At 57.7% G+C, this 19,162-nt stretch carries 20 protein-coding genes and 1 tRNA gene; 9 read left to right on the top strand and 12 right to left on the bottom strand.

Going from position 1 to position 19,162, the window contains the following annotated elements; genetic code table 11:
• Positions 1–24: 24 nt before the first annotated feature.
• The 3 genes from ACTO3O_RS05055 to ACTO3O_RS05065 all read right to left on the bottom strand — a co-directional run bounded on the left by ACTO3O_RS05055 (position 25) and on the right by ACTO3O_RS05065 (position 2,576).
• Entirely contained in the window at positions 25–1,026 is a 1,002-nt protein-coding gene (locus ACTO3O_RS05055; RefSeq protein ID WP_297830118.1) for a polyprenyl synthetase family protein, read from the bottom strand.
• Between the two features lie 64 nt (positions 1,027–1,090).
• The gene (gene dtd / locus ACTO3O_RS05060) at positions 1,091–1,543 is read right to left on the bottom strand and encodes a D-aminoacyl-tRNA deacylase (protein ID WP_297830117.1); all 453 of its coding nucleotides are present in this window, start codon (positions 1,541–1,543) and stop codon (positions 1,091–1,093) included.
• Positions 1,544–1,580: 37 nt separating this feature from the next.
• A complete protein-coding gene (locus ACTO3O_RS05065; protein ID WP_297830115.1) occupies positions 1,581–2,576 on the bottom strand; it encodes a hypothetical protein in 996 nt (331 codons plus the stop codon).
• 60 nt (positions 2,577–2,636) lie between these two features.
• Here ACTO3O_RS05065 and ACTO3O_RS05070 point away from each other — a divergent pair, with 60 nt between their 5' ends.
• Positions 2,637–3,377: a polyprenol monophosphomannose synthase gene (locus tag ACTO3O_RS05070; protein ID WP_297830113.1), complete on the top strand. Its 741-nt coding sequence runs from the start codon at positions 2,637–2,639 to the stop codon at positions 3,375–3,377.
• A gap of 1,160 nt (positions 3,378–4,537) precedes the next feature.
• On the opposite strand, the gene ACTO3O_RS05075 is transcribed toward ACTO3O_RS05070, so the two are convergent.
• From ACTO3O_RS05075 to ACTO3O_RS05110, 8 genes are all read right to left on the bottom strand, one after another.
• Positions 4,538–4,765, bottom strand: a complete 228-nt coding sequence (locus tag ACTO3O_RS05075) for a hypothetical protein (protein ID WP_294593602.1) — start codon at positions 4,763–4,765, stop codon at positions 4,538–4,540.
• Between the two features lie 87 nt (positions 4,766–4,852).
• Complete coding sequence (locus ACTO3O_RS05080; protein WP_297830111.1) at positions 4,853–6,037, bottom strand: M43 family zinc metalloprotease; 1,185 nt, start codon at positions 6,035–6,037, stop codon at positions 4,853–4,855.
• A gap of 189 nt (positions 6,038–6,226) precedes the next feature.
• On the bottom strand, positions 6,227–6,970 hold the full coding sequence (locus ACTO3O_RS05085; RefSeq protein ID WP_294593598.1) for a succinate dehydrogenase/fumarate reductase iron-sulfur subunit: 744 nt from the start codon (positions 6,968–6,970) through the stop codon (positions 6,227–6,229).
• Between the two features lie 362 nt (positions 6,971–7,332).
• Positions 7,333–9,279, bottom strand: coding sequence for a fumarate reductase/succinate dehydrogenase flavoprotein subunit (locus tag ACTO3O_RS05090; RefSeq protein ID WP_297625383.1), 1,947 nt, complete (start codon positions 9,277–9,279; stop codon positions 7,333–7,335).
• A 49-nt stretch (positions 9,280–9,328) separates the two neighbouring features.
• Entirely contained in the window at positions 9,329–9,994 is a 666-nt protein-coding gene (locus ACTO3O_RS05095; RefSeq protein WP_297831318.1) for a succinate dehydrogenase cytochrome b subunit, read from the bottom strand.
• A 252-nt stretch (positions 9,995–10,246) separates the two neighbouring features.
• Complete coding sequence (locus ACTO3O_RS05100; protein WP_297831321.1) at positions 10,247–10,801, bottom strand: hypothetical protein; 555 nt, start codon at positions 10,799–10,801, stop codon at positions 10,247–10,249.
• The gene (locus ACTO3O_RS05105; protein ID WP_297831326.1) at positions 10,792–11,910 is read right to left on the bottom strand and encodes a DUF4934 domain-containing protein; all 1,119 of its coding nucleotides are present in this window, start codon (positions 11,908–11,910) and stop codon (positions 10,792–10,794) included. The genes ACTO3O_RS05100 and ACTO3O_RS05105 overlap by 10 nt, the downstream gene beginning before the upstream one ends.
• 58 nt (positions 11,911–11,968) lie before the next feature.
• On the bottom strand, positions 11,969–12,241 hold the full coding sequence (locus tag ACTO3O_RS05110; RefSeq protein WP_297831331.1) for an NVEALA domain-containing protein: 273 nt from the start codon (positions 12,239–12,241) through the stop codon (positions 11,969–11,971).
• 318 nt (positions 12,242–12,559) lie between these two features.
• On the opposite strand from ACTO3O_RS05110, the gene ACTO3O_RS05115 reads away from it, so the two are divergent.
• Positions 12,560–12,988 (top strand): Fur family transcriptional regulator, encoded by a 429-nt coding sequence (locus tag ACTO3O_RS05115; RefSeq protein ID WP_297831333.1) that lies wholly within the window; start codon positions 12,560–12,562, stop codon positions 12,986–12,988.
• A 37-nt stretch (positions 12,989–13,025) separates the two neighbouring features.
• Complete coding sequence (locus ACTO3O_RS05120) at positions 13,026–13,580, top strand: NADH peroxidase (protein WP_297625359.1); 555 nt, start codon at positions 13,026–13,028, stop codon at positions 13,578–13,580.
• Between the two features lie 825 nt (positions 13,581–14,405).
• On the opposite strand, the gene ACTO3O_RS05125 is transcribed toward ACTO3O_RS05120, so the two are convergent.
• The gene (locus ACTO3O_RS05125; RefSeq protein ID WP_297831336.1) at positions 14,406–14,564 is read right to left on the bottom strand and encodes a hypothetical protein; all 159 of its coding nucleotides are present in this window, start codon (positions 14,562–14,564) and stop codon (positions 14,406–14,408) included.
• A 116-nt stretch (positions 14,565–14,680) separates the two neighbouring features.
• Between ACTO3O_RS05125 and ACTO3O_RS05130 the strand changes: the two genes are divergently transcribed.
• From ACTO3O_RS05130 to ACTO3O_RS05155, 6 genes are all read left to right on the top strand, one after another.
• Complete coding sequence (locus tag ACTO3O_RS05130; protein WP_297831339.1) at positions 14,681–15,694, top strand: asparaginase; 1,014 nt, start codon at positions 14,681–14,683, stop codon at positions 15,692–15,694.
• 183 nt (positions 15,695–15,877) lie between these two features.
• A tRNA-Ser gene (locus ACTO3O_RS05135) sits at positions 15,878–15,965 on the top strand.
• Positions 15,966–16,448: 483 nt separating this feature from the next.
• A complete protein-coding gene (locus ACTO3O_RS05140; protein ID WP_297625346.1) occupies positions 16,449–17,258 on the top strand; it encodes a MotA/TolQ/ExbB proton channel family protein in 810 nt (269 codons plus the stop codon).
• Positions 17,259–17,367: 109 nt separating this feature from the next.
• On the top strand, positions 17,368–17,790 hold the full coding sequence (locus tag ACTO3O_RS05145; protein ID WP_294594404.1) for an ABC-2 transporter permease: 423 nt from the start codon (positions 17,368–17,370) through the stop codon (positions 17,788–17,790).
• A 12-nt stretch (positions 17,791–17,802) separates the two neighbouring features.
• Positions 17,803–18,381: an ExbD/TolR family protein gene (locus ACTO3O_RS05150; RefSeq protein ID WP_294594406.1), complete on the top strand. Its 579-nt coding sequence runs from the start codon at positions 17,803–17,805 to the stop codon at positions 18,379–18,381.
• A gap of 2 nt (positions 18,382–18,383) precedes the next feature.
• Positions 18,384–18,872 (top strand): ExbD/TolR family protein, encoded by a 489-nt coding sequence (locus ACTO3O_RS05155; protein WP_294594408.1) that lies wholly within the window; start codon positions 18,384–18,386, stop codon positions 18,870–18,872.
• Positions 18,873–19,162 lie beyond the last annotated feature (290 nt).

Raw genomic sequence — 19,162 nt, forward strand, 5'->3', positions numbered from 1 at the left:
GTGTAAAAATCGAAGATCGAGAATTTAGAAAGCCCGCCCCACCACATAGTCCGCATAGGCCGTCAACGCCCGTCTCACCGGCGATTCCGGATACGCCTCCAGCAGCCCCACCGCCTCCGCATGGTGCCGCCCCATCACCCCCGCCGCATAGGCCGGTCCGTCGCTCTGCGCCACGAAATCCCGCAGCCACGCCACCGACGCGCTCCGTTCCCCCGCCCGCCGCAAGTGCTTCAAGGCCTGCCGCCGCGTCGAAGCCGGGACACCCTCCAGCGCCCGGATCAGCGGCAGCGTCATCTTCCGCTCCCGCAAGTCGTTGCAGAGCACCTTCCCCGTCTTCAGCGGATCGCCGTTGGCCGCGAAGCCGAAGTCGAGCAGGTCGTCCTGAATCTGGAACGCCAGCCCCAGCAGCTCGCCGAAGCGGTACATCTTCCGCACCCCCTCCGCCTCCGGATCGTCGCCGCAGGCCGCCAGCGCGCCGCACTCCGCCGCCGCCGCCAGCAAGGCCGCCGTCTTGTGACGGATGATCTCCGTGTAGACCGCCTCCGTCGTGTCCATCCGCCGGGCATGCTCCATCTGCATCAGCTCTCCGTCCACCAGCAGCTCGATCGCCCGCGTCGTCGCCCGCATCGCCCCGAAACAGCCCGCCCTCGCCGCCTGTCCCAGCCCCTTCGAGAAGAGGTAGTCGCCCGTCAGCACCGCCGATTTCGACCGCAGGAGCGCCCCCGGCGTCCACTCGCCCCGCCGCACGTACGCCTCGTCGATCACGTCGTCGTGCACCAGCGTCGACCAGTGGATCATCTCGATCAGCACCGCCCCCGCCAGTGCCTTCGGGTCTCCGGCCTCGCCGTGCAGCGCCGCCGCCAGCAGCGTCAGCAGCGGCCGCATCTGCTTCCCTCCGCTCCGCAGAATGTCGCGTGTGATGGGCCGCATGAACGGCTCTTCCGACCGCGTGGCCGCGTCGAGCCGCTCGCGGAACGCCTCGAAAGCGGCCGCTACGGGAGCGATGATTTCGTCTAAGTGCGCCATGTTTGCGTGTGGGTTTTCTTCGTGCAGTCAGGGTATGGTATGGGCGGGCAGCGGAGGGGAGCGCTCACTCCCAAGCCCGGGTGTCGATGGCGATGGTTACCGGCCCGTCGTTGGTGAGTGCGACCTGCATGTCCGCCCCGAACCGCCCCGTGGCCACCGGCCGCCCCAGCTCCTCGCGGAGTCGTTCGACGAAGAACCGGTAGAGCGGTTCCGCCTCCTCCGGCCGTGCCGCCGCGATGAACGACGGCCGATTCCCCTTCCGGGTCGAGGCGTAGAGCGTGAACTGGCTCACCACCAGCGCCTCTCCGCCCGTGTCGAGCAGCGACCGGTTCATGGCCAGCGCCTCGTCGGCGAAGATGCGCAGCCGCGCGATCTTCGCCGCCAACCGTTCCGCCTCTTCGCGGGTGTCGCCCGTCGTGATGCCGAGCAGGATCAGCAGCCCGGCTCCGATCTGTGCAATCGGCGTGCCGTCCACCGTGACGGAAGCGTTGGCGACTCGTTGTATCAGGGCTCGCATGGGAAGGAAAAGGCCTCGTCTCCCGAGGCCGAATGGGTTAGGATTCGATAATGACCAGCTCGACTTCCAACATTGAAGCGAGGCTGGAGATGAATTCCAGATAGCGCATGTCGGTATTCGGCGACAGCGTCCCGATACAGATCTTCTTCGGGTGCATGGCGTCGATACAGTCTTCGATGGCCGCCCGCACGAGGCGCATCCCCTCGACCGAGAAGACCGAGTGGCCGAACGCTTCGGTAAAGGGTTTGTTCTCGTGCAGCAGCTCCAGCGTCGGTATCACCTCGATGCGGCTGCGTTTGGCCGTCGCGGCCAGCTGTTCCAGCTGTCGGGTGTTGTAGTATCCGTCCGTCGAGTAGAGCCGGTCGGTCAGTCTGGCCGCCTCTAACGACGGGCACTGCATCCGCCACTTATCTGTGCTCACCAACATGAGGTAGACCTCTCCGGACTTGGTGCTGAGCTGTTTCAGGACGGTCTCCAGCTCGTCCACCGACCGCATGGCGGTCGCCGCGTCCGCCACGGCTTCGCGTTTGGGTTGCGGCTGGTGTTGCACGCCCCAGTCCACCCGTGTCCCTGCGGGAAAATAGCGCCGTCCCGCCTCGTCCTGTTCGAGCATTCCCTGCAACGCGGCGATGGCGTTTTGCAGAGCTGTCTCGGTGGTGAAAGCGACCGTCACCCGCTTGGCTTTCACTTCGATCTGCCAGGCGTCGCTCCCCTTGGCTCCCGGCACCGAGGCGACTTTCACGAACGAGATCCGGTTCCGGGCCTTATGGAATGCGTTGGATGCGGCCACCCCTTCCGATCGCAGCCATTTGGCCATTTCGGTCGAGACGCTGCGGTGTTCGAAGTCGGTGGAGATGAAGACGGTGTTGTCGAGTCGGAATTTCTGGGCGCCGAACAGCGCGAGGAAGCGGCCTTTCTTGGGTTGGGCATCGGCCGCGAGGATCGTTCCCGCCAGCACCAGCAGGCAGCCGACCCGCCGGAGCAGGCGTTGCGTTCCGGAAAAAAGGTCGATTATCTTGCTCGGGGAATTCATTTTCCAAAGATAAGGAAAATTTCCGCTATCTTTAACGTCTTATCCAGAAGCAGTACAGGGATGAAAAAGGTAGTCATTCTTCCGACGTATAACGAGATCGAGAATATCGGGCCGATGATCGAGCGGGTTTTCGGTTTGCCGGAGCCGTTCGACCTGCTGGTGATCGACGACGGCTCGCCGGACGGGACGGCGGAGGTGGTGCGCGAGGCGATGGGGCGTGAGGGGTATGCCGGGCGGCTCCACCTGATGGAGCGGTCGGGGAAGCAGGGCTTGGGAACGGCTTATATCGCGGGTTTCCGGTGGGCTCTGGAGCGGGGCTACGATTATGTGTTCGAGATGGATTGTGACTTTTCGCACGATCCGGCGGATTTGATCCGGCTTTGGCGGGCTTGTGCGGACGAGGGAGCGGACATGGCGATCGGCTCCCGGTATGTGACGGGGGTGAATGTCATTAACTGGCCGATCGGGCGGGTGATTATGTCTTACTATGCTTCGGCTTATGTGCGGCGGGTGTTGGGGATGCCGGTTCGAGATTGTACGGCGGGGTTCGTCTGTTTTCGGGCGGAGGTGCTGCGGGCGATCGATTTTGACCGGATCCGGATGCGGGGGTACGGGTTCCAGATCGAGATGAAGTATTCGGCGTGGAAGCTGAGTTTCCGGATCGTGGAGGTGCCGATTATTTTTACGGATCGGACTCGGGGGAGCTCGAAGATGAGCAGCGGGATTTTCGGCGAGGCATTCTGGGGGGTTCTGAAGATGCGTTTCCGCCGTATCCGGCGCGCGGACAGGGAACAGGGGTAGAGGCTATTTTGTGATTTGGGCCGAGGCTTTGCGTATGCGGGCAGACCCGGCCAGAGCATCCCGCAGGGATGCGCTCTAAAGTTTTTCTGGTTCTCTTTGTTCACAAAGAGAACAGTCCCCTCAAACTAATCGCGCGCCCCGCATAAAGAAGCGATTCAATAATTTCGGCGGTGAACCGAAATTGTTGAATCGCGCAGGCGCGCGAACAGAGAATCGGGTAGAGGCTGCCAGTGGAAATGCGCGAGCATTTCCCGTCCACGGGACGTGGGGCCTGCGCGGCCCGAGCGCAGTACCCTCCTGTCGGACAGCCGCGCGCCCCGCCTAAAGAGGGAAATCGTCAAAATGTGCTGGCACGTTTTGACAAGATTTCCCAAGGCACGCGAACAAAACTCGACCCGCGCGCGAAAAAAACTTGATCCTGAAGCAAACCCCGTCGCCCGCCCGCTTAAGAGGGCATATTCTGCCGGTTGGCACTTGGCCAATCCGGCAAGAATTGCCGCGGGCGACGGCAAACGCGGCGGAGCGATAGCGGAGCCGCAATGAGGCGGACACAGGGCAGAGAACTGGGGCGAGCTTTGAGACGTGCCTGGTCTTCATGCGGTGCTTGTGCGACCTTTAAGTCGCCTAATTTGACATATTTGGGCTGAGCTTTTGCGGCTCTTTGAGCCGCGCAGTTCGCCGCCACCCCACGCGGCGGACTGCAACTCGACGGGGCTCGTTGCACTCCCCGCTGGCGGCGACCCGCTTAAACCAAAAGCGAATAGCGCGATTCAGAGAATCGCCGTCCTCGGCGAGAGCGACGCAATAGCGGCGCGAGGGGGGCGCGCCGAGGACGAATGTTACCAAATTAGGTCGAGCTCTTGCGACCCTTTGGGTCGCGCGGGCCGGCCGCCTGCCCACGGGCGGCCCGCAACACGCCGCTTGCGCGTTGAGAATTGCTGTTCTTCCCGGGCGCCCGGCTCACTTTAGGCGAGAGTGAATATTAAGGGTCAGAGCCAGCGTGGCCGGAAACGAGCATCGCGACGTTGCAGGCCTACGCCTGGGGTGGCTCCGGCTCGGGCGGTTCTACGAACCGCAGGGATGCAACTTAAATGCAGGGTTGGGTGGTCAGTTACTCAGGGTTATTCCACTCCTTTGCCTCCCGCGGGCCCGCGGCCCGTTTATTCCGAGAGGCAACGCAACTGACGACCGTAGGCACGATAATACGCATCGCAGGGATCGAGATGTTGCGCATTGAACCACATGAACAGACTGTTCGTCCCGCCGGGCGTAGACGCGTAACTGTATCCGTAATTGCCGACGCCGTTCAACGCGCCCGTATCCCGAGCGCGGAAGCCCGGGGCGGCTGCGGCATAGCTGCATTCGCCGACGGATGAATGCCCGGACAAACAGAATCGGCGTGCTTCCCTAAAGGTTTCCTAAAATACCCTAAAGAGAGGAGCGCGCCGATGGCATGTGTGGGGCGTAGAGCCCTTCTACGGCTGTAACGAGAGCTTCGGTGCGTAACACCGCATCAGAATCGGTTCCGGCAGCGTGGCGTTCGGATCCAGTTGATCGGCCTCGGGCCGGATCGCCTTGGTAGCCGCCGTCGGCCGCGGAATCAGCGGGCTGTACTGCATCACGAAATTGATTCGGGCCAGCTGATCCGCCGTAATCTGAGTCCGATAACCGAAGTAGTAATCCATTACGTTGGTCGAAATAACGAGGCCGGAACCAGCTTTGCAAGGTTGACGCTCGAACGGATGGTAAGGCAGCTCGCTGATCGTGCTTTGGCCCGTCAGCCAAGGCTGAATATCGGTCATATAAGCAGTCCGGTTGTATTTCGGCGTGTCTTCGCATCCGTCGTCGCTGGCGTTGTCCGGATCGGAACAGCCGTTCCGGGTCTCGTCGAAGGCGTGGTGCAGACCTAAGTAGTGGCCCATTTCGTGGCATAAGGTAAGCATCCCTTCGTCGGAAATCCACGTGTATTGGTCTTCGGGATCGATCCCCGCTTCCGGTTGAAACTTACGGTTGTTCAATGCGATGCCGTGCATGTAGTTGGGCAGCCGGTGGAAATAGGATTCGCCGGGTGCGCTGGCTTCATTGCCCCTTAGGCCGAACAGCGTGTGCGTCGTGGTGCAGTAAGGCAGGAACGAGATGCCTGTGACTTCGCTTTCGTCGTTCGCTGCGCCGGGGTCTTGCAGGAAGCTGAAGAGCCAGATATTCACGTAGTAGTTCGGGTTCCAGAAGATATCCTGGTTACGCTGACTCTGCGAGTTGCTGTACAGAAAGTTTTCGGCGCTCATGTTGGCGGAGCCGGAGTAGACGACGCGATGGATCCCCGGTGTGGTGAGCGGTTTGCCGTTCGGGTCGTGGGTGGCGGCCACGAAGGTCAGACCGACCTTCTGACTCGGCACGCCGGGCAGTGTCCGGTCGGTGAAGAGGGTGGAGGAGTAGAATTTGTTCAGCTCCGCGAGCCGGCGTTGGATGACGGCGTCGGAGGGGTATTGTTCCGGATCGGCCGAGTTCTCGTACAGCACGTGGAAAACGACGGGGATGGTTCCGGCGACGATTTCCGGCAGGGAGGGATTCGGCGGGGTGGGCGATGACGACGAACTCTTTTGGCAGCCGACCAGAATCGCCGGCAGGAGTGCGAGCGCGAAGAGTAGGCGTTTTTTCATGGGGAGAGGCGGGTTTCTATTAAACGTTTGTAAAAATACGGTTTTTCCCGGACTATGCGATGGCCGACATCGGTTTCGGTCGCTGTCCGAACGGGAGATATACAAAAACGAGGCCGTTCCTGTTCGAGTAACAGGAACGGCCTCGCTTTTTGCGGAGTTTGATTTTCTTTGGCGAAGAAAATCAAACGGTTAGTCTTTCAGCTTGGCGCACAAAAATTCGCGGTTCAACCGGGCGATGTGTGCGATCGAGATCCCTTTCGGACATTCCGCTTCGCAGGCTCCGGTGTTGGTACATCCGCCGAAGCCGAGTTCGTCCATCTTGGCGACCATGGCTTTGGCGCGCCGTGCGGCTTCGACTTTCCCCTGGGGCAGCAAGGCGAGCGAGCTCACCCGGGCAGCCACGAAGAGCATGGCAGACCCGTTCTTGCAAGTGGCCACGCAGGCGCCGCACCCGATACAAGCGGCGGCGTCCATCGATTCGTCGGCGTCTTTCTTCGGAATCGGGATCGCATTGGCATCCGGCACGCCGCCGGTGTTCACGGAGATGTACCCGCCGGCTTGCAAAATCTTGTCATAGGCGGAACGGTCGACCACCAGGTCTTTCACCACCGGGAAGGCGCGAGAACGCCACGGCTCGATGGTAATGGTATCTCCGTCTTTGAATTTCCGCATGTGGAGCTGGCAGGTGGTGATGTCGTCGTCGGGGCCGTGGGCGCGACCGTCGATGAACAGGGAGCACATCCCGCAGATCCCTTCCCGACAGTCGTGGTCGAAGGCGATGGGCTCTTTCCCGGCGTGGATCAGGTCGTTGTTCAGGATGTCGAGCATCTCCAAAAAGGAACTACCCTCGGATACGTTCTCTACGTGGTATTCCTCAAAACGACCTTTGTCATGGGCGTCTTTCTGACGCCATATCTTCAATTTCAAATTCATAACAAGCTGATCTTATTTTTTTAATCAATTCTTTGCTGTCTTTGTGCCGGATAGAACCGTACCTTTCTTGAAAGAAAGGTACCCAAAGAACTTTTGCAGAGGTCGTCCCGGTGGGACGACCACGGGTTTTCTCCGCCTTGTTTCGTTGGGCTGGGATTTTTCCGGTGGGCGCGCTTAAAGGTAGTTCGCTACATAATAGCGCGCCACACCGGAAAATCCAGCCCAACCCAAGGGCAGACACGGCCAGAGCATCCCGTAGGGATGCGCTCTGAAGTTTTTTTGGTTCTTTTTGTTCACAAAAAGAACAGTACCCTCCAGTCAGGGACAGAAAGAACGATTTTAAGATGGGTAAAACAGTGTGGTTAGTCTTTGTAGTTACGTTGAGCGAGGTGAACCGTTTCGAAGACCAGTTTTTCTTTGTGGAGTTCCGGTTCCGCGTCCGGGCCCTTGTATTCCCAGACCGCCACATAAGCATAGTGGTCGTCGTCGCGCAGCGCCTCGCCCTCCGGCGTTTGGAACTCTTCGCGGAAGTGGCCGCCGCACGATTCGTTGCGGTTCAAGGCGTCGCGCGCCATGAGTTCGCCCATCTCCATGAAGTCCGCCACGCGGAGCGCCTTTTCGATCTCCTGATTGAATTCGCCCTCTTTGCCCGGCACGCGGACATTCGACCAGAATTCCTTCCGGAGCGCCTGGATCGCCGTGATCGCCTTTTCGAGGCTCTCTTTGGTACGACCCATGCCGACATATTCCCACATGATGTTCCCGAGCTCCTTGTGCAGGTCGTCTACGGAGCGTTTCCCGTTGATCGAGAACAGTTTGTTGATCTTGTCCCAGATCGCTTGTTCCGCTTCGGCGAAAGCCGGGTGGTTGGTGTCGATCTTGGGGGTCTGGATGTCGTGCGAGAGGTAGTCGCCCAAGGTGTACGGAATGACGAAGTAGCCGTCCGCCAAGCCCTGCATCAGCGCGGAAGCCCCCAGACGGTTGGCTCCGTGATCCGAGAAGTTGGCTTCGCCCAAGGCATACAACCCCGGAACGGTGGTCATCAGGTTGTAGTCGACCCAAATCCCCCCCATGGTGTAGTGCACCGCCGGGTAGATCATCATCGGCTCCTCGTACGGATTCACGTCGACGATCTTTTCGTACATCTGGAACAGGTTGCCGTAGCGTTGTGCGATGACCTCCTTGCCCAAGCGGTTGATAGCGGTCGAGAAGTCGAGGAAGACGGCCAGACCCGTCTCATTGACCCCGAACCCGGCGTCGCACCGCTCTTTGGCTGCCCGCGATGCCACGTCGCGCGGCACGAGGTTCCCGAAAGCCGGATAGCGGCGTTCCAGGTAGTAGTCGCGATCCTCTTCCGGAATCTGAGAGGCTTTCTTGGCTCCCGAACGTACCGCTTCGACGTCTTCCATCTTTTTCGGTACCCAGATCCGGCCGTCGTTCCGCAGCGATTCCGACATCAAGGTCAGTTTCGACTGCTGTTCGCCGTGTTTCGGGATACAGGTCGGGTGGATCTGCGTAAAACACGGGTTGGCGAACATCGCCCCTTTCTTATAACACTGCCAAGCCGCAGACCCGTTGGAGTTCATGGCGTTGGTCGAGAGGAAGAAGACGTTGCCGTACCCTCCCGAGCAGATCAGCACGGCGTGCGCTCCGTGGCGTTCGATCTGGCCGGTCACGAGGTTCCGGGTGATGATCCCGCGCGCTTTGCCGTCGATCAGCACGACGTCGAGCATCTCATGCCGCGGGTATGACTTCACCGAGCCTTTCTGGATCTGCCGGTTCAGTGCGGCATAAGCCCCCAACAGAAGCTGCTGCCCGGTCTGGCCGCGTGCATAGAATGTCCGCGAAACTTGTGCGCCCCCGAACGAACGGTTGTCGAGCAGTCCGCCGTAGTCGCGCGCAAACGGAACCCCCTGTGCCACGCACTGGTCGATAATCGAGTTGGCCACTTCGGCGAGCCGGTAGACGTTGGCTTCGCGTGCCCGGTAGTCGCCCCCTTTGATGGTGTCGTAGAAGAGGCGGTAGACCGAGTCGTTGTCGTTCTGGTAGTTCTTGGCTGCGTTGATCCCCCCTTGCGCGGCAATGGAGTGTGCCCGCCGCGGCGAGTCGCTGATGCAGAAGACTTTGACATTGTAGCCCAGCTCGCCGAGCGATGCGGCGGCCGATGCCCCGGCGAGGCCGGTTCCGACGACGATCACGTCCAGTTTGCGTTTGTTGGCCGGGCTGACGACTTTGATGTCTGCTTTATGTTTGCTCCACTTCTGGGCCAACGGCCCTTCGGGGATTTTTGAGTCGAGTTTGTTGCTCATGTGCTTTTCGGAATGATTGGGTTCTGAAAATAGGAGTTTCCCGGGTGGTCTATTTGCCGAAGATGGCGAGGATCAGCACGGCGATCGGAATCGAGATGAAGCCGACGGCTACGATCAAGGCGTAGAGCCGGGCTGCGCATTGCCAGCGACGGATCCAGACCTGGTTGTTGAGTCCGACGGTCTGGAAGGCGCTCCAGAAGCCGTGGCGCAGGTGGAACCACAGGGCGATGATCCAAACCATATAGAGGATCGAGATGATCGGGTTGGCGAAGGTCTGGATCAGGAGTTCGTAGGGGTTGCCGACGGCTTCGCCGCCGATGAAGTGCTGGAGCTGCATGTGGCTCCAGAAGTCGGTCAGGTGCCAGGCGAGCACGCCGAGGATGATGATCCCGAGGACGTACATGTTCCGCGATTCCCAGGTCGAGGAGGCGCTGAGGTCTTGTACTTTGTACTTCACGGGCCGCGCGATGCGGTTTTTCAGGGTGATGGCGGTGGCCCACGCGATGTGGATCACGAAGCCGGCGGCGAGCACGGGTACCATGACCTGAATCACGGGGTTGGTGTCCATGAATTCGCACATGGCGTTGTAGGCGTCTTCCCCTCCGTAGAAGAAGAGGTTGGCCACGAGGTGGACGAGCAGGAAGACGAGCAGGAACAGGCCCGAGAGGCTCATTACGAGTTTCTTCCCGATGGAGGAGCTCCAGAGTTTACTCATAGGTTTGGTTGTTTTGAATGATTTGTATTTTGTAAGCCGGATTTGGTGTGTCGATGGGGCGGTACGGAGCGGGCGGTTGTCTTGCGCCTGTCGGTCGTCCGGGAGGGGCTGTTTTTCTGCTAACAAAGATATTTTCCTTTTTCGTATTACACAAATTTTTGGGGTGGCGAAACGGTGGCGGGGGTTAAAAAAGACTGTCGCCGCCGGCGGGGGAGCCGGGCGGCGACGGAGGGGGGGCGGAGGTGTGCGGGGCTATTGTTCGTCGGGAAGGGTGCCGCCGTGGGCGGCGAGGCGGGCGATGGTGCTTTTATAAAGTTCCCACATCTTGGGGTTACCGATCGGCGAGCCGACGAGCACGACGCGATTATCCTTGTCCAAAAGGAAAGTATGGAAACGATAATCAGACGGTATGGGATTGGTGGTTAAGAATAATCTGGCACTGTCCGGTCGAATGGCGACAATCTCTCGGATGCGCGCGATATGAGATTCTGCTACGGCAGCTTCCATACGGGGCATCTCTCGTTCTTCGACCACGAAAAGAACCTGTACGGAGTCGATACCCGTTTGGCGCAATTCGTTGATTTTGGTATACCACTCCGGTAGTCTGAGCGAACAAACACCGCACTCTCCTTCGCCGACGTACACGAGGATACGAGGCTGATTCGTTGTAGGATCAGGGGGCAAAATAAGTTCCGAACGGGTCAACTCGGCCAAAAGGACAGCGTCTTTTTTTCGGCTGTTACCACAAGAGCACAAGCCGAGAATAAGGCATAGATAGAAAGCGATAGTTGAGATTTTCATTTCCATCGGTATAACAGCAGATAAACACTTCCCTCTTCCATGCGGGGCAACAGTTCCCGGATTCGCTCTTCCCCCAAAGAGGAGAGAAAATGATCCTTGACATCGTAATTCAGCCAGGAGACAAGGCCCGTCGAATCTTGTGCCGCGAAGTTGGAGGGCAGGGCGGGTATCGTTCGCCCCGTCCGGTCGATGTAGGTACGCTTCGTCAGGGAATCGTAGGCGAAAACCATGCGTTCGCCGGCTTCGCAGACGACCCCGCAGAGTTTCGAGCTGGCGGGAACCGGAGCCGAAGCGAGAAAGGCGCAATGGGAATCGGTCAGTTCTCGTACTGTGATATGGCCGCGCCGGGAATCAGGAATACGCCGTTTGCCGAAATCGAAACAGATACCTTTAACAATCTGTCCCGAACGGTCGAACAGGACAACGGTGTCGTTCAGGTAACGAGTAAAAACGATCGAAGAGTCGGACTCTGTCAATGGCTGGCCGAAGCTGACGCGGGACGATTGTTCGTTGTACCCGAAATAGGGTTCCACAGAACCGGCCTGGCTGTCCGTGCGAAAAAGGGCCACTACATCCTCGGCTGATTCTTCTTCATACAGACCTCGGTAAAACAAAAAGCCGTCGGAAAGCCATGCCAACGCATCGGGAAAATCGAGGTCGGCAATGCGGATATCACGGAGATGTTGGCCGTCGATGCCGTAGACCAAAATCTTCTGCCCGTTGGCGTCCAGAGCGAAAACGGTATCGTTCCGAATCGAAAAGGATTCGAGGCGGACATATTCGCCGGGGCCGTGGCCCGGTCGGCTGATTTGCCGGACGAAACGGCCCCGGTCGTCGAACATCAGCAGTTTGTTCGAGCCGTATTTGTCGAAAATGAAATAGCGGTCGTCCTGACAAACGATGCAGTCGATGGTAGAAAAGGCGGCTTCGGGAGTATTCTCCAGTTCGATACACTCGGTGTATTCGAGGATATCGGAAAGTTGTCCGAAATTTTCGGCCTGCCAGTCGACGACGGATAGGGGAAACGATGATTCCGGAGAGGCAGGAGTGCTTTTCTGGCACGAAGACAGGGCTAAAGAGACTAAAAAGGCCAGGCCGAAGAGTTGTGGTTTCATGAAAAGATGGTTTAAGGAGAAAAGACGGCTCTTGACTGCCGTCTTTTCAATATGTTACTTACAGACACGATGTCTGGCTGCATCGGTTGTCGTTACGAGCTAGGCAGTGCAAATGTACCGAGCCGCAACGAGAACACGATACATTCTTGCCGGGACCGTTCGCCCAGTTCATGTCCGGCACGTCGATGGTGGCCATAGCTTCAAGGTTCTGGAGAGTCAGGTCGGACATCTCCGGCTGTTGGGTCTGCGCTTTGAGGTAGGTCATCACCGACGCCCCGCAAATCAGGGCTGCGCCGCCGGTTGCCAACAAGATTTTGGTTAATTTCTTCATGGTAACATGAATTTAAAAAGTGAAAAAATAGTTTTACTGCTCGATTTGAAATCAAACCGCACTTCAAACATAAATATCACAATCGAATATTCCTAATTTCGGACGAATTATTTTATTTTTAAAATTATTCGATAATAATTATGTCGCTTTAATGTGTTTTGTCTTAGCCTTTCGTTAGGAGAATGGGGTCTCTTTTGTTGAGAAAGAATGGTAAAAATAAAGATAATTATTTCGGAGGAAAAGCGAAAGAAAATTTGGAGGACTCGACAAAATAATTTTAACTTTGTATTCGTTATGGATTTGTAATTATTACAAATTATGGAACGACTCGATGCAGATGCGGCGACGGTGTTGCGCCGATGCGGGGTGAGGCCTTCGGTGCAGCGGGTGGCGGTGATGGACTACCTCCTGAAGCATCGCACGCATCCGACGGCGGAGGAGGTCTACGGGGCGTTGGCGCCGCAGATGCCGACGCTGTCGAAAACGACGGTCTACAATACGCTCAACCTGCTGGTGGAGCGGGGGGCGGCGGCGCACCTCACGATCGAACCGGGGTGTTCGCGGTTCGACGGGGATATGTCGGTGCACGGGCACCTGTATTGTACGGCTTGCGGGGGAGTGTACGATCTCTTTTTCGACGAGGTGCCGCGACTGCCGGCGGCGGAGGGGCATCGGATCGAGGCGGTGCAGCTCTACTGTCGAGGGGTTTGCCGGGAGTGCGAAAAGAAAAATTCTCAGAACAATTAATAACCATTTCCAAACCAAACAAACAAAACGATTCAGTATGAAAAAGAAATTCATTTGTACGGTGTGCGGCTACATTCACGAAGGGGACGAAGCGCCGGAATTCTGCCCGCAGTGCAAACAGCCGAAGAGCAAATTCAAGGAGTATGTGGAACAGGCCGGAGGGCTGACTTTTGTGGACGAGCATGTGATCGGGGTGGCCAAAGGGGTCGATGCGGAGGTGCTCGACGGGCTGAAGGCGCACTTCACGGGCGAGTGCACGGAGGTGGGGATGTATCTGGCGATGAGCCGGCAGGCGGATCGCGAGGGGTATCCGGAGATTGCGGAGGCTTTCAAACGCTATGCGTGGGAAGAGGCCGAACATGCGGCGAAGTTCTGCGAGCTGCTGGGCGAGGTGGTCTGGGATACGAAGACCAATGTGAAAGCTCGCATGGAGGCTGAAGCCGGGGCGTGCGAAGACAAAAAACGCATCGCGACGCGGGCGAAGGAGCTGGGGCTGGATGCGATCCACGACACGGTGCACGAGATGTGCAAGGACGAGGCTCGGCACGGCAAGGGCTTCGAGGGGTTGTACAACCGCTATTTCAAGAAGTAGGGCGTTCGTCAGGCTTACGAAATCATCTATTTGGAACGGGTTGGGTCTCAGTGCGAGGCGCAACCCGTTCTTTTTGTGCTTTTTAAGGTGTCTGGGCGGGGGAACGAAGTTGTCGCATTGGTTAGGGTCGCCGGCAGCCTAAGGATGTGTCAGCATCCTTCTAAAGTTTTTTCGGTTCCTTTTGTTCACAAAAGGAACGATTTGAGGCGGGACAAAGCTCTTCCGCGCGTGACTGCTGAAGAAGGAAATCATTCAAACGCGTTGTTCGCGTTTGAATAAGATTTCCGCCAGCGCGCGGACGAAGAATTGAGGAGGAATTGGGCCGAGGCGGCCTTGGGGTAGAGGCTGCTCATTCCGAGTGTCGGGAGGTACCGCCCGCCCGGCGGACGCGTTCGCGTCATGGCGCGCGGCCGTTATTACTTCCCAGTTGCTCGCGCGCCGCCGCCTAAAGAAGCGATTCAACTATTTCGGCTTACCGCCGAAATAGAATGAATCGCGCAGGCGCGCGAAAACGCGGCGGAGCGACAGCAAAGCCGCAGTGAGGCTGACACGGGGCAGAGAACTGGGCTGAGCAGCTGCGACTCGCAGAGTCGCGCAGTTCGCCGCCACCCCACGCGGCGGACTGCAACTCGACGGAGCTCGTTGCACTCACCGCTGGCGGCGAACTGTTGGGAACAGATCGAATTTGCAAGGTTTGAGCGATGAATAATGGGGCGTTGCTGTTGTGGCTCTGCGAGCCGCAGGGATGCAACTTAAATGCAGGGTTGGGTGGTCAGTTACTTAGGGTAGTTCTAGCCCATTGCCCACCGCGGGCCCGCGGTCCGTTTATTCCGAGAGGCAACGCAACTGAAGACCGTGGCCGCGCAGGTAAGCGATATCGGGTTGGACTTCTGTCATGAAAAAACGCAAGTAGATGCTGTTTGTCTCGTAAGATGAAGAAGACCAAACGGATCCTTCGCCCCCGACGCCATGCAGAGTCCCCAAACGTCCGGCAAAACCTGCTCCGCGGTAGCCCGGGGCGGGGCGCTGCGACAGGCGCACGATCGAAGGCGGGGAGGATGCGCGTTACGAAATAAAAATGTTAGCTTTGCACATAATCTATGGACAGGTCGATACTTCTCATATACACCGGCGGGACGATCGGGATGAAAACCAACCCCGAAACCGGATCCCTCGCCCCGTTCGATTTCACCCAAATCGGGAACGAAGTGCCCGAATTGCGCAAATTCGGGATACGCATCGACACCGTCGCTTTCGACCCCGTGATCGACTCCTCGAATGTCAGCCCCGTCGAATGGGAACGCCTCGCGGTCACGATTCGGGACGCTTATGACGGCTACGACGGATTCGTCGTCCTGCACGGGACGGATACGATGGCTTATACCGCTTCGGCGCTCAGCTTCATGATGGAGAATCTGGCCAAACCGATCATCTTTACCGGAAGCCAGATCCCGATCGGCGTGTTGCGGACAGACGGACGCGAAAACCTCGTCTCGGCCATCGAAATCGCCGCCTCGGGGGCGGTGCCCGAGGTGTGTATCTATTTCCAGAACAGCCTGCTGCGGGCCAACCGCACGATCAAATACAACGCGGAACACTTCAACGCCTTCCGGAGCCCGAACTATCCCCCGCTGGCCGAGGCCGGGATTGCGATCAAATACAACGAACCGTATATTCGGAAAGTCGACAGCTTTCTGCCGTCGCTCAAAGTCGATACGGCATTGGAGACGCGGGTGGCCGTGGTGCGGATTTTTCCGGGGTTGAGGCCTGAGATTTTCCGGGCCATGCTGCGTGTCGAGGGGCTGCGGGGCGTCGTGCTGGAGACTTACGGGGCGGGCAATGCCCCGACAGACGGGTGGTTCGTCGAGACGGTGGCCGAAACGGTCGCCAGCGGCGTCGTGGTGATCAACGTGACGCAGTGTGCGGCGGGAAGCGTGGATATGGAGCTCTACGACACCGGGCGGGCGCTTCTGAAGGCGGGGGGGGTGAGCGGACACGACATGACGACCGAGGCGGCGGTGGCGAAGCTGATGTATCTCCTGGGGCGCGGGTTGTCGAAAGGACAGCTGGTGAACTACCTCGGTATGTCGATCCGGGGCGAAATGACGGTCTGACGGAGGGGCCGAAATGGAGGAATTTTTCGGGGAGATGGTACACAATAAATTTTTTATGCTAACTTTAACCCGTTGAAACGGCTCGTTTCCCGCGATTCCGGCTCGTGCCGGTCGGTCTTCGGTGCGCTGTAACGCATTGGAGATCACGCGGTAATGCGGTCTTTTGATGGTTGTATTTTTTAAGGAGGAATGTCCGAGTGGTCGAAGGAGCACGCCTGGAAAGTGTGTATACCTCAAAAGGGTATCAAGGGTTCGAATCCCTTTTCCTCCGCAATCGATTGAGTCGGGATGCCGGAAGGCATTTGCCGACGGAACGTCCGGCCGCGGAATTTATTCCGTGGGACGAGACGTTCTTGTTGGCAAAAATCTTGTGATTTTCGGACTCAATCAATTGAGCGGTCCCACCGGGAGGCAAGGGAAAAACAAGCCGCGTAGCGGCGAAGTTAATCCCGGGCGGGAATTTCAATTGACGGGAAGCGAGAGGAACAAGGGTGTAGTTAATCCCGCGTTCGAAAATTTCTCTTGACGAGAGGCATAAACAAAGAAGACAAGTTGCATAGCGGCGCGGTTAATCCCGTTCGAGGACTCCAATGCCGGACGGCAGGAGCGGTAAAATAAGGAGGCGGTTGATTCAAAACATGAGCCTCGTTCCCCGAACTCGAAACCGAACCGTTTCGCCCGTCGACTGCGGGGCGAAAACCATACGAACAACTAACGAAACAAACAAAAAACAACTAATCAAATTACCGTCACTATGAAAAAACTTCTGACAATCGTGTCCATGGTAGGTCTGCTGACCTTCGGAACCGTGAACCTGTACGCTCAAGAGGCTGCCGACTCGACCGCTGCGGCTCAGACCGAACAGACCGACGCAATCACCCCGGCCGAAGAAGCCGTTGCTGACGCTGTGGCCGGCGAAGACTTGGGCGGGCAGCCGATGCACCAGGCACTGAAACAGAAATTTATCGAAGGGGGTGTGGGCTGGATGTCGCCGATCCTCCTCTGCTTGGTGCTGGGTCTGGCGATCGTGATCGAACGCGTGATTTATCTGAACCTCGCTACCGTAAATACCAAAAAACTCCTCGAAAAGGTTGAAGATGCTTTGAATAACGGCGGTATCGAAGCTGCCAAGGACGTGTGCCGCAATACCCGCGGGCCGGTGGCTTCGATCTTCTATCAGGGGCTCGACCGGACCAGCGAAGGGATCGACGTGGTCGAAAAATCGGTGGCTTCCTACGGGTCGGTACAGGCCGGGCAGTTGGAAAGCGGTATGTCGTGGATCTCGCTCTTCATCGCTCTGTCGCCGATGCTCGGGTTTATGGGTACTGTGGTCGGTATGATCGCGGCGTTCGACGCCATCGAAGCGGCAGGGGATATCGCTCCGGCGCTGGTTGCAGGGGGGATGAAAATCGCCCTTTTGACCACCGTGGCCGGGCTTATCGCCGCTGTGATTCTCCAGCTCTTCTACAACTATCTGGTTGCTAAGATCGATAGCATCGTGATCTCGATGGAAGACGCTTCCATCTCGCTGGTGGACATCCTGACCAAATACCTGAAAAAATAACCCGCGCATACACGGCTCCGGCTCCGTGCGGCGACCGGCGAGGGAGTGAACTTCCCGGCCGGGCGGACTGCGGGAGCGACCGTGGCGTGCTTTTGGCACAAACGAAACTATGAAATACCTTTCGATTATTAAATACATCCTCCTGATCGTTTCGGCCATTCTGGTGGTTGTCGGGGCAGCGACCTTCGTCGAAGGCGAAGAGAGCGTGACGCTCAACATGATGCTCATCTGGGCTTTGGTGATGGTGCTCCTCACGATTGCGCTGGTGATTATCATGCCGCTGTTCGCCGTCTTCCAGAATCCGAAGAGCGCGACCCGCTCGTTGATCGGACTGGGTGTGCTGGTGGTCGTGCTCCTCGTGTCGTACGCTCTGGCGAGCGACGAACCGATCCGGCTCGCCAGCGGCAAGACGATGGACGACTCGTTCGAACTCAAGTTCAGCGATACGGCGCTCTATGCCACCTACATCGCCTTCATCGGGGTGATCCTCAGCATCCTCTTCGGTGAAGTCTACAAACTCATCAAAAAATAACCGCTCACGAAGATGGCGAAAAGAAAAGTTCCAGAAATCAATTCCGGATCTATGGCCGACATCGCGTTCCTGTTGCTCATCTTCTGGCTGATGACGACTTCGATGAACGTCGATTCGGGGATCTCTCGGAAATTGCCCCCTCTGGTCGAACAGGACAACGACCCGGGGATGGACGCCCACGAGCGGAATGTGCTCCAGGTGTTCGTCAGCGGCAATAACCAGCTCCTGGTGGCGGGACAACGGATGGATATATCGGGGCTGAGCGAAAAGGCGAAAACCTTTATCACCAACCCGACCAACGATCCCACTATGCCGGAGAAGGAGATGACCGAAATCCCGCTGCTCGGCAGCTATCCGGTGAGCAAAGGGCTGATCTCGCTCCAGAACGACCGCGGTACCAGTTACGAAATGTACCTCAAGGTGCAGAACGAACTGACCAAGGCCTATAATGAAGCGAAGAACGACCTGGCGCAAAAATCGTTCGGGAGGCCGTATTCCGACCTGAGCCCTGAACAGCAGAAGGCGATTAACAAGGCGATTCCGGTCAAAATCTCGGAAGCCGAACCGCGTAACCTGACAGGAGGAAAATAATTATGGCAATCATTCAAAGAAAGGGCGGAGGAAAAGGTACTCCGGGGATTTCTACCTCTTCGTTGCCGGACATTGTCTTCATGATCCTGTTCTTCTTCATGGCCACCACGACGATGCGCGAGGTGGAACTGAAGGTGCAGATCGACTCTCCGAAGGCGAGCGAAGCACAGAAACTCGAAAAAAAATCTTTGGTCAGCTACATCTATGTGGGGCCGCCCAAGAAAGAGTTCGTTCAGCAACTCGGGACGGCGCCGCGTATCCAGCTCAACGGAGCGTATAGCTCGCTGACCAACATCACCGAGTTCATCGCTGCCGAACGCGACAAACTGAAAGAAAACGAACGGCCGGATATGACCGTCAGCTTGAAGATCGACGCCACGACCAAGATGGGGCTGGTGACGGATATCAAACAGGAGTTGCGGCGGGCTAATGCGCTTTCGATCAGCTATGCGGCGGCAAAGGAAAAAGACAAGGCTCAGCAGGGACGGTAGCTTTTTATCGGGCCTGTTGTAGCTGTGTGAAAGTAGGCTTAGTTAAGCGGGTTTCGACTCAAAATTCTAAGACTTACTCGCATAGGATAGTTAAGGGTTTCTCTCATTCGAGAGAAACCCTTTTTTTGTTGCGAAAGGCATTGCGGGAAGCTGGGGCTCATTTGCCTGGTGCGGGCCAAAGGGTTGGCTGAGGCTGCCAGTTGAAATGCGTAAGCATTTCCCGTCCACGGGACGTGGGGCCCGCCCGGCCCGAGGGCAGTACCCTCCCGTAGAACAGCCGCGCGCCACGC

This window comes from Rikenella sp., assembly GCF_056799795.1.

Coding starts and splice junctions, on each gene's coding strand:
- ACTO3O_RS05090 (WP_297625383.1), bottom strand. CDS start 9,279: ATGAGCAACAAACTCGACTCAAAAATCCCCGAAGGGCCGTTGGCCCAG.
- ACTO3O_RS05080 (WP_297830111.1), bottom strand. CDS start 6,037: ATGAAAAAACGCCTACTCTTCGCGCTCGCACTCCTGCCGGCGATTCTG.
- dtd (WP_297830117.1), bottom strand. CDS start 1,543: ATGCGAGCCCTGATACAACGAGTCGCCAACGCTTCCGTCACGGTGGAC.
- ACTO3O_RS05070 (WP_297830113.1), top strand. CDS start 2,637: ATGAAAAAGGTAGTCATTCTTCCGACGTATAACGAGATCGAGAATATC.
- ACTO3O_RS05055 (WP_297830118.1), bottom strand. CDS start 1,026: ATGGCGCACTTAGACGAAATCATCGCTCCCGTAGCGGCCGCTTTCGAG.
- ACTO3O_RS05095 (WP_297831318.1), bottom strand. CDS start 9,994: ATGAGTAAACTCTGGAGCTCCTCCATCGGGAAGAAACTCGTAATGAGC.
- ACTO3O_RS05130 (WP_297831339.1), top strand. CDS start 14,681: ATGGACAGGTCGATACTTCTCATATACACCGGCGGGACGATCGGGATG.
- ACTO3O_RS05085 (WP_294593598.1), bottom strand. CDS start 6,970: ATGAATTTGAAATTGAAGATATGGCGTCAGAAAGACGCCCATGACAAA.
- ACTO3O_RS05065 (WP_297830115.1), bottom strand. CDS start 2,576: ATGAATTCCCCGAGCAAGATAATCGACCTTTTTTCCGGAACGCAACGC.
- ACTO3O_RS05100 (WP_297831321.1), bottom strand. CDS start 10,801: ATGGAAATGAAAATCTCAACTATCGCTTTCTATCTATGCCTTATTCTC.
- ACTO3O_RS05105 (WP_297831326.1), bottom strand. CDS start 11,910: ATGAAACCACAACTCTTCGGCCTGGCCTTTTTAGTCTCTTTAGCCCTG.
- ACTO3O_RS05145 (WP_294594404.1), top strand. CDS start 17,368: ATGAAATACCTTTCGATTATTAAATACATCCTCCTGATCGTTTCGGCC.
- ACTO3O_RS05120 (WP_297625359.1), top strand. CDS start 13,026: ATGAAAAAGAAATTCATTTGTACGGTGTGCGGCTACATTCACGAAGGG.
- ACTO3O_RS05115 (WP_297831333.1), top strand. CDS start 12,560: ATGGAACGACTCGATGCAGATGCGGCGACGGTGTTGCGCCGATGCGGG.
- ACTO3O_RS05110 (WP_297831331.1), bottom strand. CDS start 12,241: ATGAAGAAATTAACCAAAATCTTGTTGGCAACCGGCGGCGCAGCCCTG.
- ACTO3O_RS05140 (WP_297625346.1), top strand. CDS start 16,449: ATGAAAAAACTTCTGACAATCGTGTCCATGGTAGGTCTGCTGACCTTC.
- ACTO3O_RS05150 (WP_294594406.1), top strand. CDS start 17,803: ATGGCGAAAAGAAAAGTTCCAGAAATCAATTCCGGATCTATGGCCGAC.
- ACTO3O_RS05155 (WP_294594408.1), top strand. CDS start 18,384: ATGGCAATCATTCAAAGAAAGGGCGGAGGAAAAGGTACTCCGGGGATT.